Origin of the sequence: Fructobacillus cardui (genome assembly GCF_963580785.1) — a bacterium.
Classification (GTDB): domain Bacteria; phylum Bacillota; class Bacilli; order Lactobacillales; family Lactobacillaceae; genus Fructobacillus; species Fructobacillus cardui.
Map to the genome: position 1 here is coordinate 1 of NZ_CAUZLS010000007.1, position 16,275 is coordinate 16,275.

The 16,275-nt window shown below is 46.4% G+C and carries 17 protein-coding genes and 1 pseudogene; 16 read left to right on the forward strand and 2 right to left on the reverse strand.

Features of this window, described 5'->3' with window-relative positions; genetic code table 11:
• From AABI20_RS07615 to AABI20_RS06360, 3 genes and pseudogenes are all read left to right on the forward strand, one after another.
• Nucleotides 1-103: pseudogene (locus AABI20_RS07615) on the forward strand (IS30 family transposase); the annotation flags it as partial.
• A gap of 375 nt (nucleotides 104-478) precedes the next feature.
• Complete coding sequence (locus tag AABI20_RS06355) at nucleotides 479-1,447, forward strand: amidohydrolase family protein (protein ID WP_338347149.1); 969 nt, start codon at nucleotides 479-481, stop codon at nucleotides 1,445-1,447.
• An 18-nt stretch (nucleotides 1,448-1,465) separates the two neighbouring features.
• The gene (locus AABI20_RS06360; protein WP_338347151.1) at nucleotides 1,466-2,044 is read left to right on the forward strand and encodes a uracil-DNA glycosylase family protein; all 579 of its coding nucleotides are present in this window, start codon (nucleotides 1,466-1,468) and stop codon (nucleotides 2,042-2,044) included.
• Between the two features lie 170 nt (nucleotides 2,045-2,214).
• On the opposite strand, the gene AABI20_RS06365 is transcribed toward AABI20_RS06360, so the two are convergent.
• On the reverse strand, nucleotides 2,215-2,781 hold the full coding sequence (locus tag AABI20_RS06365) for a transporter permease (protein ID WP_338347153.1): 567 nt from the start codon (nucleotides 2,779-2,781) through the stop codon (nucleotides 2,215-2,217).
• An 87-nt stretch (nucleotides 2,782-2,868) separates the two neighbouring features.
• On the opposite strand from AABI20_RS06365, the gene AABI20_RS06370 reads away from it, so the two are divergent.
• The 7 genes from AABI20_RS06370 (at nucleotide 2,869) to AABI20_RS06400 (ending at nucleotide 11,227) form a co-directional block, all read left to right on the forward strand.
• Nucleotides 2,869-3,387, forward strand: coding sequence for a hypothetical protein (locus AABI20_RS06370; protein ID WP_338347155.1), 519 nt, complete (start codon nucleotides 2,869-2,871; stop codon nucleotides 3,385-3,387).
• Between the two features lie 12 nt (nucleotides 3,388-3,399).
• Nucleotides 3,400-4,146: a DUF1542 domain-containing protein gene (locus tag AABI20_RS06375; RefSeq protein ID WP_338347156.1), complete on the forward strand. Its 747-nt coding sequence runs from the start codon at nucleotides 3,400-3,402 to the stop codon at nucleotides 4,144-4,146.
• A gap of 99 nt (nucleotides 4,147-4,245) precedes the next feature.
• A complete protein-coding gene (locus tag AABI20_RS06380) occupies nucleotides 4,246-4,857 on the forward strand; it encodes a DUF1542 domain-containing protein (RefSeq protein ID WP_338347157.1) in 612 nt (203 codons plus the stop codon).
• A 24-nt stretch (nucleotides 4,858-4,881) separates the two neighbouring features.
• The gene (locus AABI20_RS06385) at nucleotides 4,882-6,678 is read left to right on the forward strand and encodes a DUF1542 domain-containing protein (RefSeq protein ID WP_338347158.1); all 1,797 of its coding nucleotides are present in this window, start codon (nucleotides 4,882-4,884) and stop codon (nucleotides 6,676-6,678) included.
• A gap of 356 nt (nucleotides 6,679-7,034) precedes the next feature.
• Nucleotides 7,035-8,339, forward strand: a complete 1,305-nt coding sequence (gene hisS / locus AABI20_RS06390; RefSeq protein WP_338347159.1) for a histidine--tRNA ligase — start codon at nucleotides 7,035-7,037, stop codon at nucleotides 8,337-8,339.
• 3 nt (nucleotides 8,340-8,342) lie between these two features.
• Nucleotides 8,343-10,127 (forward strand): aspartate--tRNA ligase, encoded by a 1,785-nt coding sequence (gene aspS, locus AABI20_RS06395; RefSeq protein WP_288846283.1) that lies wholly within the window; start codon nucleotides 8,343-8,345, stop codon nucleotides 10,125-10,127.
• Nucleotides 10,128-10,363: 236 nt separating this feature from the next.
• Nucleotides 10,364-11,227 carry a YitT family protein gene (locus tag AABI20_RS06400; protein WP_421823418.1) on the forward strand — a complete coding sequence of 288 codons (864 nt, stop codon included), beginning with the start codon at nucleotides 10,364-10,366 and terminating at the stop codon, nucleotides 11,225-11,227.
• A gap of 116 nt (nucleotides 11,228-11,343) precedes the next feature.
• On the opposite strand, the gene AABI20_RS06405 is transcribed toward AABI20_RS06400, so the two are convergent.
• Nucleotides 11,344-11,784 carry a GNAT family N-acetyltransferase gene (locus AABI20_RS06405; RefSeq protein ID WP_338347161.1) on the reverse strand — a complete coding sequence of 147 codons (441 nt, stop codon included), beginning with the start codon at nucleotides 11,782-11,784 and terminating at the stop codon, nucleotides 11,344-11,346.
• 103 nt (nucleotides 11,785-11,887) lie between these two features.
• Here AABI20_RS06405 and AABI20_RS06410 point away from each other — a divergent pair, with 103 nt between their 5' ends.
• The 6 genes from AABI20_RS06410 (at nucleotide 11,888) to AABI20_RS06435 (ending at nucleotide 16,274) form a co-directional block, all read left to right on the forward strand.
• Nucleotides 11,888-12,271, forward strand: coding sequence for a MarR family winged helix-turn-helix transcriptional regulator (locus tag AABI20_RS06410; protein WP_338345488.1), 384 nt, complete (start codon nucleotides 11,888-11,890; stop codon nucleotides 12,269-12,271).
• Nucleotides 12,272-12,335: 64 nt separating this feature from the next.
• Complete coding sequence (locus AABI20_RS06415; protein WP_338345439.1) at nucleotides 12,336-12,989, forward strand: DUF6198 family protein; 654 nt, start codon at nucleotides 12,336-12,338, stop codon at nucleotides 12,987-12,989.
• 146 nt (nucleotides 12,990-13,135) lie between these two features.
• Nucleotides 13,136-14,338, forward strand: a complete 1,203-nt coding sequence (locus AABI20_RS06420) for an MFS transporter (RefSeq protein WP_338345440.1) — start codon at nucleotides 13,136-13,138, stop codon at nucleotides 14,336-14,338.
• Nucleotides 14,339-14,521: 183 nt separating this feature from the next.
• Complete coding sequence (gene rpsU, locus AABI20_RS06425; RefSeq protein WP_047974532.1) at nucleotides 14,522-14,710, forward strand: 30S ribosomal protein S21; 189 nt, start codon at nucleotides 14,522-14,524, stop codon at nucleotides 14,708-14,710.
• A gap of 94 nt (nucleotides 14,711-14,804) precedes the next feature.
• Entirely contained in the window at nucleotides 14,805-15,251 is a 447-nt protein-coding gene (locus tag AABI20_RS06430) for a GatB/YqeY domain-containing protein (protein ID WP_338345441.1), read from the forward strand.
• A gap of 138 nt (nucleotides 15,252-15,389) precedes the next feature.
• Nucleotides 15,390-16,274 (forward strand): CvfB family protein, encoded by an 885-nt coding sequence (locus tag AABI20_RS06435; protein WP_338347164.1) that lies wholly within the window; start codon nucleotides 15,390-15,392, stop codon nucleotides 16,272-16,274.
• Nucleotide 16,275: the final 1 nt, after the last annotated feature.

Below are 16,275 nucleotides of genomic sequence, written 5' to 3' on the forward strand. Positions count from 1 at the left end.
ATTATATGAGGCGGTTGAACTCATTAACAAGCGGCCCATGAAATTACATCATTATCAAACACCATTGGAAGTTTTTACGGATGCGTTCGAATTAAACTTGTAATCTGCCACATTTATTTTAATCTGTTGTAGGAAATTATTATCTTGAAGCATTTATTATTTTTGATTTGAAGTTTAAAAGTTAGAGTATATTATTTAGCAGTCTCTAGGAGTGGTATTCAATAGGTATCAATATTTCATATCAAAAGTAAGACTATTTGATTTTTGTATGTGTAGCTCTTGGCTTATGGCATGATTAAATGATTAGCCTTAACAGGAGATATCGATTATCATTCAGATTGACAAATATAAGATTTTTCTATTCATTCAAATCAGATAGATATAAGAGCAAACGGTTTTTCCGTTTGCTCTTATTTGTTTGCTGGTAAATTGCGTTATACTGGATTTAAAGTAACTTGAAGGGACGGAACAACCGCTGATGAAGAAAATCGATGGACATGTGCACTTAGTCCAAGAAATTGCCGGGCTAAATGGGAAGGGGCGCTTAAACGCTTTGGGAAATGGTGAGGCCATCTGGGACGATGGAACCAAGATTAAGCTGATTCCCGATGGCTGGGGTGAGACTAATTTGACTGCGGAGTCCTTTTTAAAGGTCATGGATGCTCATGGCATCGAAAAGGCGGTTTTGCTGCAGGGAAGCTTGAACGGCTACCAAAATTATTATACTTACCAAACTGTGCAACGTTATCCTGACCGTTTTATTGGCGCCTTTGCGGTGGACCCTTTTGCTGAAAATGCCTTGTCCATTGTTCGCTGTCATGTTGAGGACTTGGGCTTTCGGGCCATCAAATTAGAAATTAGCCAGGGTGGCGGCCTTCACGGTTACCACCAAACAACACCGTTTCGCTTGGATACAGATACGAGAATGGGGCAAATTTTTCATTATTTGGCCAACTACCCTGGCTTTACGGTGACAGTCGATTACGGCAGTGCCGAGCAAATTAGTCACCAACCAGAAGCAATTGCCATCTTGGCGGCTCGGTACCCACAGTTGGACTTTGTGGTATGCCACCTATCGTTTCCAGATGACCAGCATTTGAATTTTTTGGAAAATACGTTGCAACTCTTTGCACCGCATTCAAATATTGTGGCTGATTTGTCAGCCATTCAGGATATCTTGGGCGAAACGGCGTTGCCATTTGAAAAAAGTCGGCGGGCGGTGGCATTGGCCAAAGAAATTTTGGGCAGCAAGCGCCTTATTTGGGGGACCGACTCGCCATGGTCTGCCACCTTTAATTCATATGAACATTTAGCGGGCTGGTTGGAAGAGAGTGGCCTGTTCACTGAGGATGAGTTGGCCGATGTTTATTATGGGACGGCTGACCGCATTTACTTTAAGGAAAGTGCGGTAGCAGCGGCCCAACAAGCCGATGACCCACAAAACTGATTTGGAGGAGGCCAGGTGATGACTATTTTTGATGAGATTAAGGCGGATCCCGCTAATGCGGCCTATACCAAGGCGGGCTGGGATCCGATTTACAGTGCGCCGGCCACGGCCAAGATTTTAATTATTGGCCAAGCACCAGGACTGAAGGTGCAAGAAACTGGCATCATGTGGAACGATGCCTCTGGTGACCGGTTGCGAGATTGGCTCGGTGTGTCCAAGCAAACCTTTTATGAGTCGGGGAAAATTGCCGTGATTCCGATGGATTTCTATTATCCGGGCAAGGCGAAGTCGGGTGATAAGCCACCGCGGAAGGGAATTGCCGAGAAGTGGCATCCACGCCTGCTGGCGGCAATGCCAGATATTCAGCTGACGATTTTAGTTGGTTCGTATGCTCAAAAATATTACTTAGATTTGCCAAAATCAGCAACCTTAACGGCAACGGTTAAGGACTTTGATCGTTTCTGGCCTAAGTATTTGCCAATTGTTCATCCATCCCCACGGAATAACATTTGGTTGAAAAAGAATCCTTGGTTTGAGGAAGAGATTGTACCGGACTTGCAGAAACGGGTGGCGCAGCTGCTTTCGGCCAAGGACTGAATGCATCGGAGTGGCGGGGCCGGATTCGATGAACTTTGCTGCTTGCGACTTTGGGCTGAGAGTACCAAATTTGCAGGTCCAGGTGCTTTTTAGCTGCTTGCGACTTCGACCAAGGACTGATTTTTTAAATAGTGTCATAACAAAAGGCTAGGAATGTGTTCCTAGCCTTTTTAAATTTGCCTAAAAATCCAGACGAGGGCGATGCTGCCAAGCAAGAAGAGTAGGTTCCAACTGGTAAAGACGATAAAGAAGTAGCGGGCATCCTGGCGTGTGAGATGCTTGCGAACCTGGCGGTAGGCCAATAAATTTGCTAATGAGGCTACTAATGTACCGAACCCACCGACTGAAACGCCCAAAAAGAGTGCCACTTTATAGGAAGTAAACGGCGCAAGTAGGGCTGCTGTTGGGACATTAGAGAGACCTTGGCTGACGAGGGCACCCGTGATGAAGGTTTGCCAAAATGATTGGCCAGCCCATTTTAAAAATGTGGCGAGCTGTGGTAATCGGATGAGGGCACCGACAATCAGAAAGAAGTTGGCAATCAGCCATACGACACCATAATCAACTGTTGTCAGTGATTGGCGGTTAATTGTAATGGCTAAAATCAGGGCTATGATTAAACCGAAAAAAGCGGGAATCAGGCCTAACAGGCTGGATAAGACGGCTAGGGAACCAAGGACTAACCAGGTCAGGGTTCCTTTTTTGATTGGTAGGGTAGGATGCTCTTGCTGGGGCAACGGTTCTCGTTTTAGACCGAGGAGTCCTAGCGGCAATGTCACCAGGCCAATTAGCAGGAGGGCGGCCGTCGGTAGGAGATGCCTGATTTGACTAAAGACCAAATTGATCAGGCAAATGCCCAGATTGATGCGGCCGTGAAGGCTGGTCAAGGTCAAATTGATAGTGCAGCTGGTGTTGCGACTGCTTTGAAGAATGGTGAAGATGCGGTGGATGCTGTTAAGGCGACTGCCCAGACCACCAGTGAGACAACAGTTGCCAATGAACAGAAGACGGCTAGTGATGCGATTGATGCTGCCGCCGCCAAGGCCAAGGCTGCTATTGAAGGCATGGACCCACTGTCAGATAAGGCGGATCGTGAAGCCCAAGTTGAAAAGGATGCAGCTGCTGCCAAGGCAGCGATTGCCAAGGCAACGAACCAAGCCGACATCACGGTGGCCCAGAACAACGGAACCGATACGTTGAATGCCGACACGGCTGCCGCCCAGTTGAAGTCGACGAAGGAAGCTGCTGATGCTGAATTGACCAAGTATGGTCAGGATGCAAAGAACAAGATTGCGGCTATGCCTGATTTGACCAAGGACCAAATCGATCAAGCAAATGCCTAGATTGATGCGGCCGTGAAGGCTGGTCAAGGTCAAATTGATAGTGCAGCTGATGCAGCTGGTGTTGCGACTGCTTTGAAGAATGGTAAAGCAACAGTCGATGCTGTCCAAGCCCAGTCACAAAACAGTAGTGATGCGATTGTTAAGACTGCTAAGGACGCAGCTAACTCGGCTATTGATGCTGCGCCTACTAAAGCCAAGGCTACTATCGATGCTTTGAATCCGCTGTCAGATAAGGCGGACCGTGAAGCTCAGGTTGATAATGATGCTGCTGCTGCTAAGCAAAAGATTGCGCAAGATACGACGACTGAACAGGTTACTACTGATCAGCATAGTGGTTTAAACGCGATTAATAACGATGTAGCTGCCGCTCAAGTTAAGAGTGCGCAAGAGGATGCAGTAGCTCGCTTGCGGGCATACGCCGATAATGCCGAAGCTGCTATCGCCAAGTTGCCTGATTTGCCAGCAACTGATTTGGCGGATGCTAAAGCGAAGATTGAAGCGGAAGTTGACGCTGGTAACAAAGCAATTACTGCTACGCAAACGGTCGATGATGCAAAATCAGCTTTGACTGCTGCCGAAAAAGCAATTGATGCTGTTTCCACAACGGCTCAAGGTCAGAGTAATCAAGTCGTTTCTGGTGCTAAGCAGGATGCTAAGAATGCTATCGAGGATGCTGCCGCTAAGCCTAAGGCAACGATTGAAAACTTGTCACCTCTGTCTGCAGCAGAAAAGCAGGCAAAGGAAGATCAGGTTTATTAAGATGCTAAGGATGCTACACAAAATATCGATAATGCAACGGATACCGATGCGATTACGCAGGCAAAGCAAGCTGGTATTAACAACATCAACCAAGATGTTTTGAATTCACAGATTGAAAATGCTCAGCGTGATGCTGCTGCTCGACTTTTGGGCTATGCAAATCAGGCAAAGCAGACGATTGCTGCCCTTCCTGATTTGACCAAAGACCAAATTGATCAGGCAAATGCTGATATCGATGCGAAGGTTAAGACTTGGACGAACAATATTAACCAGGCACAAAGCATAGCTGATGTTCAAACGGCATTGGCCAATGGTGAAAAAGATATTAACAATACGAGCTTAATCGCTCAAGGTCAGAGTCAACAAACAGTGACAAAGGAAAAGAACGCTGCTAACAGCGTGATTGACGATGCCGCTGCGAAGGCGAAGGCTGCTATTGATGCCTTGAATCCTCTATCGGATAAGGCAGACCGTGAAGCCCAAGTTGATAAGGATGCTGCGGCTGCTAAGGCAGCGATTGCCAAGGCAACAAACGCAACTGATATTGATACAGCTCAAAAGGCTGGAACCGATACGTTGAATACCGATACGGCTTCTGCTCAATTGAAGTCAACGAAGGAAGCTGCCGATGCTGAATTGACGAAGTACGGTCAAGATGCCAAGGATAAGATCGCGGCCATGCCTGATTTGACTCCTGACCAGATTAAGTAGGCTGATAGCGATATTGATGCAGCTGTGAAGGACGGACAGTCTAAGATTGACGCAGCTACCGATGCCAATGGTGTTGCGACTGCCTTGAAGAACGGTGAATCTGCAGTGGATGCTGTTAAGGCAACTGCCCAGACGAATAGCGATACAACGGTTGAAAAGGAAAAGGCTGCAGCTAATAGTGTCATTGACGATGCTGCTGCGAAGGCGAAGGCTGCCATTGATGGTTTGACACCATTGTCAGACAAGGCAGCCCGTGAAGCTCAAGTTGAAAAAGATGCTGCGGCTGCTAAGGCAGCAATCAACAATGCAACAAATCAGGCTGATATCACGAAGGGCCAAAAGGCCGGAACCGATGCGTTGGACACCGACACGGCTAACGCCCAGTTGAAGTCAACGAAGGCAGTTGCCGATGCTGCCTTGGCTAAGTATGGTCAAGACGCTAAGGATAAGATTGCGGCCATGCCTGATTTGACTCCTGATCAGATTAAGCAGGCTAACGCTGATATTGATGCGGCTGTGAAGGCTGGTCAAGGTCAGATTGATAGTGCAACGGATGCCAATGGTGTTGCGAAGGCTTTGGCAGATGGTAAGGCGAACGTCGATAAGGTTCAAGAGACCGCTCAGACGAATAGTGATACAACGGTTACTAAGGAAAAGAACGCTGCTAACACCGTGATTGACGATGCCGCCGCTAAGGCGAAGGCTGCCATTGATGGTTTGACACCATTGTCAGATAAGGCTGCTCGTGAAGCGCAAATCGATACGGATGCTCAGAATGCCAAGGCAGCGATTGCCAAGGCAACGAACAAAGCGGATATTGATACAGCTCAAAAGGCCGGAACCGATACGCTGAATACTGATACGGCTGACGCTCAGTTGAAGTCGACTAAGGAGGCTGCCGATGCTGCACTGGCCACTTACGGTCAAGCAGCAAAAACCGCCATCGCCAAATTACCTGATTTGACCCCTGACCAAATTAACCAGGCGAATGCCCAGATTGATGCGGCTGTGAAGGCTGGCCAAGGTCAAATTGATGCAGCAACGGATGCCAACAGCGTTGCAACCGCTTTGCAGAATGGCAAGACCGCTATCGATAAGATTGCAGCTGATGCAGCAAGTGCAAGCGGTCAAGCGGTTGCTAAAGCAAAGACCCAAGCTAAGACAGCTATCGACAATGCCGGCGGCCAGGCCAAGACAACGATTGATGGTTTGACAGCTCTTGTGGATGCCCAGAAGGGTGCTGATAAGGCCAAGGTCGATCAGGATGCAGCTGCTGCGAAGGCTAAGATTGATCAGGCCACGACAACGCAGGGAATCAAGCAGGCTTTGGATGATGGCTTGGCAACAATCCAAAAGGATGTTGAAAACTCGATTTTGGACAATACCAAGGCGGATGCTGATAACCAGTTAGCTGGTTATGCCCAAGCGGCCAAGGATAAGATTGCTCATTTGCCAAACCTAACACCTGAAGAAATCGCCCAAGCTGATCGCGAAATTGATGAAATTGTCGCACAGGGTAAGAAGGCGATTGATCAAGCCGCAGCTGAAAATGAAGTGAAAGCTTCTGTTCAGACGAATAAGGAAAAGATTGATGGCGTGGTCGCTAATGCTCAAACTGAAAGTGACCGGCAGAAGCCAGTTGCCAAGGCTGCTGAGCCTGCGCCGCAACCAGAACCTACTCCAAAGCAAGCGCCTGTCTTACCAATGACTAGTCGTTTGCAGAAGTATCACACGGATACGAAGTTCTTGCCATTGGCAATGATTGGCATGCTGGCTCTCTTGGCTGGTAAGCGCCGTCGTCAACGTGATGATAAAAAATAAGGCGAATCGACTTGTTTCAAGTATTGACAGTTATTAAAAAACTGCTAAACTTAGAAATAGATTAGCCGATGAGCAGGAGAAGATGAAACTTGGACAAAAAGCGATCTGACGGTTGGTGTAAGTCAGACAATAGTTTCATTAGAAGACACCTGGAAGGTTGCTGTTAACCCAGCCGTTTATCCGCGTTATGGATGAAAGCGTGTTGATACACGAAACTAAGGTGGTACCGTGCTCGAAAGCGCCCTTAACAACTTTGCCGATTTGGCAAGGCTGTTAGGGGCGTTTTTTATTACTAATCGTTTCTGACTATTTTAATGATGATAATGGAGGCGACGCATTGGCGTCGAATAGATGAGATGGGAAAAGCTAATTTTCAACGGCCCAAGGGGACCGCGGACTTATTTGAAGAAAACGTGCGCGAATGGCAGCGAATTGAACAACAAGCGCGGAAGATTTTTGCCCGTTATGGTTATGGGGAAATCAGAACGCCGATGTTTGAAGCCTTTGACGTCTACGCTCGTTCGGCCGGTGATACTTCCGATGTCGTGACCAAGGAAATGTACGACTTTAACGACAAGGGTGACCGTCACATGGCCTTGCGTCCTGAAGGAACGGCCGGTGTCGTTCGTGCTTATGTTGAAAATAAGCTCTTCGGGCCAGAACACGAAAGCCCATACAAGATTTTTTATATGGGCCCAATGTTCCGTTATGAACGTCCACAAGCTGGTCGCTTCCGTCAATTCCACCAAATCGGGGTTGAGGCGTTTGGCTCAAAGGAACCAAGCCTGGATGCCGAAGTGATTACGATGGTGGTTAAGTTCTTGGCCTCATTAGGATTAAAGGATTTGAAGGTTGCCTTGAATACTTTGGGTGACCAAGGCTCACGCCAGGCTTACCGAGATGCACTGGTTGCTTACTTGCAACCACACGCAGCTGAATTGTCAAAGGATTCACAGACTCGGTTGGAAAAGAATCCTTTGCGAATCTTAGATTCTAAGGATGAAAATGATCAAAAGATTGTTGCGGATGCGCCAACGATTTTTGATTACTTGTCAGAAGAATCAAAAGCTCATTTTGCAGCGGTTAAGGGCTACTTGGATGACTTGGGAATTGATTATGAAATTGATCAAACCATGGTTCGTGGCCTGGATTACTATAATGACACGATTTTTGAGGTTATGACGACAGATCCAAACTTGAAGGGGGCTGCAACCATCGCTGGTGGTGGTCGCTACTCTGGCTTGGTGGAAGAATTTGGTGGCCCAGAAACACCAGGAATCGGCTTTGGTTTGGGTGTGGAACGATTGATTTCACTCTTGCAAGCTCAGGGACAAGCAGAGATGAAGCCGGCAGGCCTTGACTTCTACCTTGTGCACATTGGTGAGGATACACAAGCCAAGACGCTTGAATTGGCAACTGCCTTGCGTGACCTGGGCTATTCCGCTGACTTGGACTTTACGGGTCGGTCAGTGAAAGCACAGTTTAAGACGGCTAACCGTCGTGATGCTCGCTTTGTGATTACCCTAGGTGAAGAGGAGGTGAAGACAAATCAGGTTCAGATCAAGGATATGGCGACCGGCCACCAAGCTGATTTGGACTTGGCCAAGGTTCAAAATGATTTGGCAGGGATTGTGAAGGCACTGGAAGCAGAGGAGAAATAAAAAATGAAACGAACGACTTATGCTGGTTTAGTTGATGAACAATATATCGGTCAAACGGTGACGTTGGCTGGTTGGGTACAAAAGCGTCGTAACTTTGGGGACCTGGTCTTTATTGATTTGCGTGACCGCGAGGGAATTGTTCAGTTAACTTTTTCTGCTGCTAACCAGGCAGCCCTTGATGTAGCCCAGGGTGCTCGTAATGAATATGTTTTGGCTATCGAGGGTGAAGTGGTTGCTCGAGCAGAAGGCCAGGAAAACAAGAAGATTAAGTCTGGTGGCATTGAAGTTAAGGTAACGAAGGCTGAGATTCTTGCAGAGGCCAAGACACCGGTCTTTGATATCGAAGATGGCGTGAATGCTGGGGAAGAATTGAAGCTCCAGTACCGTTACTTGGACTTGCGCCGTCCAGAAATGCAAAAGAACTTGCGTGTTCGGTCAAAAATTATGGCTTCTGCCACGCATTTTATGGATCAAAACGACTTTATCAATATTGAAACACCATACTTGGCAAAGTCAACGCCCGAAGGAGCCCGCGATTACCTGGTTCCTTCCCGAGTTTATCCTGGTTCATTCTATGCCTTGCCACAGTCACCCCAGCTCTTCAAGCAACTCTTGATGGGCGCCGGTTTCGATCGCTACTTCCAAATTGCCCGTTGTTTCCGAGATGAGGATTTGCGTGGTGACCGTCAACCTGAATTTACGCAGCTGGATATGGAAACTTCCTTTATGTCAGCAGCCGAAATTCAGGAATTAGTTGGTCGTTGGGTTCAGCAAATCATGAAGGACGTTGTGAATTTCGACTTAAAGCTTGAGGATATTACACGGTTGACTTGGCAAGAATCAATGGACCGCTTTGGTACTGATAAGCCAGACTTGCGAATCGCCTATGAAATCCAAGATTTGTCAGAAACGGTCAAGGATTCTGACTTTGGCGTCTTTGCCAACGCTGTCAAGGCCGGTGGGGTTGTTAAGGCCATTGCCGTTCCTGGTGGGGCGGACCACTATTCTCGTAAGGACATCGACAAGTTGGGGCAGTACATCGAACGCTTCGGTGCCAAGGGCTTGGCCTGGATGAAGGTGACGGACGATGGTTTGAACGGCCCAATTGCTAAGTTCTTTGCGGAGGAAGCTGGCGAAGCCATTTTGGCCGCAAGTGGTGCCAAATCAGGAGACCTTTTGCTCTTTGGTGCTGGTCGAGCTGATGTTGTTGCCGCTTCATTGGACTACTTGCGTCGCCAGACGGCTACTGATTTGGACCTGGTTGACCAAGAAAATCCGTGGCGCTTTGCTTGGATTGTCGACTGGCCATTGTTTGAATACTCAGAAGACTTTGACCGTTGGATTGCGGCCCATCATCCATTTACGATGCCAAACGAAGAAGACCTGCACTACTTGGATGAAGGCGAAGACCCACACAAGGCCCATGCCCAGTCTTATGACTTGGTCTTGAACGGTTACGAATTGGGCTCTGGCTCAATCCGTATTCACCGGACGGATATCCAAGAAAAGATGCTCAAGGCCCTTGGCTTTACCAAGGAAGCAGCCAATGAGGCCTTTGGTTTCTTGCTTGAAGGAATGGAATATGGTTTCCCACCAATGGGTGGAATTGCTCTTGGATTGGACCGTTTGGCAATGCTCTTGGCTGGCCAAGACAACATTCGTGAAGTGATTGCCTTCCCAAAAAACTCAAAAGCAACGGAGCCGATGACGGAAGCGCCAACGCCAGTAGCTGGTGCGCAGTTGCTTGAACTTGGTTTGGAAGTTCCAACTTCTGCCGAAAATAAGTAAAAATCTAACAATGCGGTATCAGACTTGATTTGATACCGCTTTTTACTGATTTTTTGATTAAAATTATCTGTTTTTTATAAAATTACCCTTCAAATATTTTCTAATCTTGTTAAAATATATGTATCGAACGGCGGATTTGCGTCGTTAGGCTAAGGACCAGGCTTTTAAGTTGGTCAAAAGGGTTAGGGATTAAGGATTGGGCGGACCGTTCTTAGTTGACCTAGCAGAACACAATGATACAGAAAATAGGAAAAAATCTCGATCACTACTATCTCCATCAAGTTGTTGGAGCGCTTTTTTATGCCATTATGTTATCACTGGCGTTGAATTACTTTTGGCTGCCTGGGCATGTCTATTCGTCTGGCTTTACCGGGTTAGCCCAATTGGTTGATACGTTAACCGGTGGAAAGATTAATGTTGCTTGGGCGATTGCTTTGGTGAATATGCCACTTTTGCTTTTGGCATGGTTTACTTTGTCAAAACGCTTTGCCATCTTTACGGCCATGGCCGTTTTGCTCTCGGCGGCCTTTGTGCCGCTGTTTGCGACAAAGACTGTTTTGACGCCAGATCCTTTGATTAACGCTATCTTTGGTGGTGGCATCAACGGAATGGCTGTTGGAACCGCCTTGCGTTGTGGTGTTGGTACCGGCGGATTGGATATTATTGGAATGGAATTGAAGCATCAATTCCGGATGAAGGTTGGTTCAGTTAACTTGGCCTTTAATGCCTTGATTATGGTTGGGGCTGGTTTGACGTACGGTTGGCAATACGCCCTTTATTCCATCATTGGTGTGGTTGTTTCGGCCCACTTTATCGATTTGTTCTATACTCACCAGCAACAAATCCAAGAAATGATTGTGACGAATAAACCGGAAGAGATGACGGACACGATTCAAAACAAGATGCGTCGTGGTGTCACGATTATCGATTCCGCTCACGGTGGCTACACTGGTCGTGACCGGTCAATCTTGTTAACAGTGATAACCCAACACGAGTTGCCGGAATTGCGGCACGCTATCAAGGAGGTTGATCCGAACGCCTTTTACTCTGAGTCAAAGGTTGAGCATACGGGTGGCCGCTTCTATGAACCGGAACCATAAACTATTTAAACAACGTAAAAGCGCCTCGATTGGTAAAAAATCGAGACGTTTTTTTGAACTTTTGAAGTGGTTGAAGGAATTTGATGAATTAAAAATCAGCACCAGGGAAAATCTTTTTATTTTGCTGAACGGCGCATCGTGACGTGGGGTGTCCCTTCAAAGATAAAGGGCTGGCCGATAGCCGTAAAGCCAAATTTTTCATAAAAACCAACAACCTGTTTTTGTGATTCAATTTCAATCATTTGATCGGGCCAATTTTCCTGGCACACAGCCAAAATTTGAGTCATTAACTGATTGCCGAGGCCAGTACCGCGGGCCACTGAAGCGGTTACGACGCGGCCAAAGGTGATGTGGTTACCATTTTCAAAAACGCGGGCATAGGAGAGAACGGGATGCTTTTCACTTTCCTGGTAAAAAACATGAATGGCTTTTAGATCGTTTTCGTCTAGCTCATGGTAAATGCGATTTTGCTCGACGACAAACGTGTCGATGCGAAGTTTGAGCGTTTGATAGAATTCATCGGCAGTCAGGTTGTTCATAGTCTTTTTTTGCCACATTGGTCTCGTCTTCTTTCTTTTTTCCTGTATAATAATGTTGCATATGCAACTGTTGCACGTGAGGGGGAGCTTGTCTGTGATTGAATTAGAAGTGTTTCGTCAAATGGGGTCGGTTTCACGACGGGCAACCAAAGAGATGAACCTGGCCGCCAGTCAGTACCAATTAGAAAATAATCTGTTTTTGTATTTGATTCGGATTGTGGAACACGAGGGCCTGACCCAGTCTGATTTGGCAGAATTAATCCAAGTCGATAAGACAACGCTGAGCCGATCCCTAAAAAAATTAAATGACCGAGGTTATATCGATAAGGTAACGGATGCTCAAAATAAAAATTATAAGCAACTTTACCCGACACAAAAGGCGCGCGACCGCTACGAGGTCTTAGCGAAACTGGAGCGTCAGTACATTAAAGGACGTCTTGCAACCTTGTCAGCAACGGAGTTAACAGATTTGAACAAAATACTTAACAAAATTTTGCACAGTTAAGCTGTGCTTTATTTTAACAGATGCAGTTGCAAATGCAACTGTAAGAATGAAAAAGGAGATTCTTTTGGAAAATAATCATATTCGAACGCGGCTCATGTTCTTTTTACTGGGCTTGGTGCTGGTGGCCTTTGGTAATGCACTGTCCATTATTTCAACTGCCGGGAACGGTTTGTGGACCGCAGCGGCCTTGGGGATGGCGCAATGGAGTGGGGTGAGCATTTCGTTCATCTTAATGATGATTGCCTTGATTGTCATTGGTATTAATTTGCTTTTGTCGGGGCGCTTTTCCTGGGTGACGGTCAGCGGTGAATTATTGTTTGTTTTGCTTTTTAGCCAGTTAATTCATTTTTTTGTCACGGCACTATCAAAAAATTTCACGGTACCGGTGGACTTATGGCTACGGATTTTCTTGGCGATTGTCGGCATTACCATTGTTTGCCTGGGCACTTCTTTTTATCAACGAGCAAACTTGTGGATGTATCCGACTGATTCACTCACGACGCTACTGACAAGGCGCTTTTTTCATCATCACTTTGCTTGGGCGCAACTGGTGGCATTTGTGCCACCAGTGATCTTGATTACAGCGACAACATTTCACTTGCATGCAGTTGTTGGTGTCCAGGTCGGAACACTTTTTTCCTTGGCCTGCAATGGGTCGCTAATTGCTTTTTTTAACAAACGGGTCTTTCCTTTTTTGCGGTTAAATTCACCACTATAAGCAGGACTCTCACGGTTTTTGTATTAAAAAAGTCAGGCTGATCAGACACAACATCAGTTTCTTTTTAACGCTAATGAATTCTGTGCCACTTTTCACGAAAGGCGGTACAATGAAATTAAGAAAATAAAAGAGAAGGAGGAAATCCAATGCCAAATACGCAAAGTCGCTGGGATCCAAATACCCGTCATCATCGGTTTTGGATTCTAGCGGTGTCATTAAGTATTGCGACTGGTGAGGGGATTGCCCCCGCCTTGCCAGCCTTACAAAAAGCTTTTTCTGATTACCCGGCAACAATGATTAATTTATTAGCGACTATTCCGCAAATACCGGCGTTAATCGTGTTGTTGTTCTCGGGTCAGCTAGCCAATCGTTTTGGTATTAAAAAGGTCATCAGCACAGGGATTCTATTAATGGCTGTGACGGGTGTTTTGCCAAGTGTGTTGACAAACTTTTGGCTGATTTTTGCGACTCGACTGCTTTTCGGAGTTGGTATCGGCTTGGTCAATTCATTGGCAATCACCTTGATTGATTTCGTTTACGAGGGTGACAATCAGGCTCAGATGTTGGGTAACCGGTCTGCTTTTGAACCAATTGGCCTCACTATAGTTAACTTGAGCGTTGGTGCTTTGTTAGCCGTCTCTTGGCGGGTTTCCTTCTTAGCTTATGCCTTCCTATTCATTGTTTGGTGGGGCTTTATTCAAGTTGTGCCTGAATATCAGCCGCGGCAAAAATCAGCTCACGCTGATTTAGACCGGGTCACCCAGCATGAACATCCCAAATACCTATTACCGATAATTGGTTCCGCTGTCTATTGCGGTTTGTTAATGGTTGGCATGTCAATCATTAATGTCTACACACCGTATCTGGTTTTGACGCACCATCTTGGTGGGAGCATGACGTCTTCAGTGATTATTACGGTTTATACGCTGACTTCAATGGTGATGGGTTTTCTTTTTGGTACCTTTTTTCACTTTATGCATCGCTATATTTTTTTATTCGGTCTTTTCTTCATGGGTGTTGGCGCGGTCTTTTTCTATTTTGCGCGTGGTTTAACGACGCTGACTTTGTCCGTCATTGTGGTCGGGTTATCATATCCCATGGCTGGCACTTACTTATTTGATACTATTGCCAACCGGGTTCCGAAAAGGATGGCGGGTTTAGCGAATTCGATTTTGTTGGTCGGCTGTAACGCTGGAACTGCTTTGGCGCCAGCTATCGTATCTGCCTTGAATGTCATTGGACCAAAGTCAGCTTTGGATGGGGGTATCCGTCTGTATGGTGAGTTAATGTTTGCTTTGTTGCTTTTAACGGCCCTGCTAATGTGGTGGTTGCAAAAGAATCGCGTATGAAAAAGCGTCTAAGAGTTGTCAAAGCGATGCGGTGGCCGAGAGTATGCTTGTTGTCATAGCGGACAATTCTGATTTTTAATAAAAAGTGGTTGACTTTCTTGCTTAGAATTGAGATAATATATAGGTCTTTAGTGCATATCGTTGAAAATACGAAGTAAAATGCGAGGAAGGAGGGGAATCGACATGGCAAAGGTTATTGTACGCAAGAACGAATCTTTGGATGACGCATTGCGCCGCTTCAAGCGTGGTGTTTCAAAGGACGGTACTCTCCAAGAATACCGCAAGCGCGAATTCTATGTAAAGCCTTCAGTTGAACGCAAGTTGAAGTCTGAAGCTGCACGTAAGCGCAACAAGAAGAAGAAGAACCGTTAATTCGGCCAAAAAAACGTCGCTTTGGTGGCGTTTTTTATTTGGTCTCGTGGTAGACTATTAGATAAGTAGTAATCTCACACTAAGGAGAAGATCGATGAGCTTATTAGAACAGGTTCAAGCGGATATGAAAGAGGCAATGAAGGCCAAGGACAAGCAAACCCTTGCCGTTGTTCGCCAAATCAAGTCAGCGGTTATGAACGAACAGATTAACTTGGGTCACGACTTGACGGAAGAAGAAGAATTGGCTGTCTTGGCACGCGAAGTAAAGCAACGCAAAGATTCCATTGCTGAATTTCAGGCTGGTAATCGTAATGACTTAGCGGAAGCTACCCAAGGCGAATTGGATGTTTTGGCCAAGTATTTGCCAGCGCAATTGTCAGAAGATGAAATCAAGCAAATCGTTCAAAAAGCCATCCAAAAGACTGGTGCAACAGGACCAGCCGATATGGGGAAGGTCATGGGCATGGTTTCAGGTCAAACTAAGGGTCGTGCAGACGGCAAGTTTGTCGCTGATCAGGTAAAGGCCGCTTTGGCAGAGTAAGATTGGTTCGTGTAATCAATCGATAATGCCAAGAGCAAAGCAACTCCGTGGATTATCATTAATGGTCAAGCGGGTTGCATACATAAATTTACTACTGGTAGCCGATTTGTTTGGTTACTTGCATGAAAAGGATAAAGAATGGATACAACGCTAGGACAAGTCATTAAGGCATCAGTGACCGATGAAAACAGTCAATACTTTTTTGCTCAAGTCGATGGGATGACCTATGAAATTGATAAGAGTGAATTGGAGAAGCCTTTGAAGGTTGGCGGTTTTGTAACCGGTTTTGCCTATCAAAATGAGAGCCACCGATTCCAGATTACTAAGACAATTCCTACTGTTCAAAAGGACCAGTATGCATGGGGCACGGTTGTGAATGCCCGTCATGATTTAGGGGTGTTCGTGAACATCGGCTTGCCCAATAAGGATTTGGTCGTTTCATTAGATGATTTGCCAACCATCAAGGACCTTTGGCCAAAGACGGGGGACCGTCTTTGGCTGGCTATCAAGGAAGACAATAAGGGTCGTTTGTGGGGTAAATTAGCTCAACAGGACATAATTCAAGCGGTTTCTCGTCAAGCCAAGTTGGGTGCTGGCATTAAAAAGGGTGACCAGGTGGAAGCCACGGTTTACCGCAATAAGCTGGTTGGAACCCTGGTTTTGACTGCTGATTACCAACTTGGCTTCATTCATCCTTCACAGCGTGAACAAGAACCACGCTTGGGGGAGGTGGTGAAGGCCCGTGTCTTGGGTGTTAACGATCGGGGAATCGTCAACCTATCGCTGAAGCCACTGGCCTATAAGCTGATGGATGACGATGCTTCATTCTTGTTGATTCAGCTGCAACGTAAGGCCAATCACTTCCTACCATTTAACGATAAGTCCAATCCGGAAGCCATTAAGGCCCAGTTCGGCTTTTCAAAATCACAGTTTAAGCGGGCTTTGGGGCGCTTGTACAAGGAACGGTTGATTACCCAAGTCGACGGCGGCATTCAGTTGACTGAGGCCGGCCAAAAGGATTAGT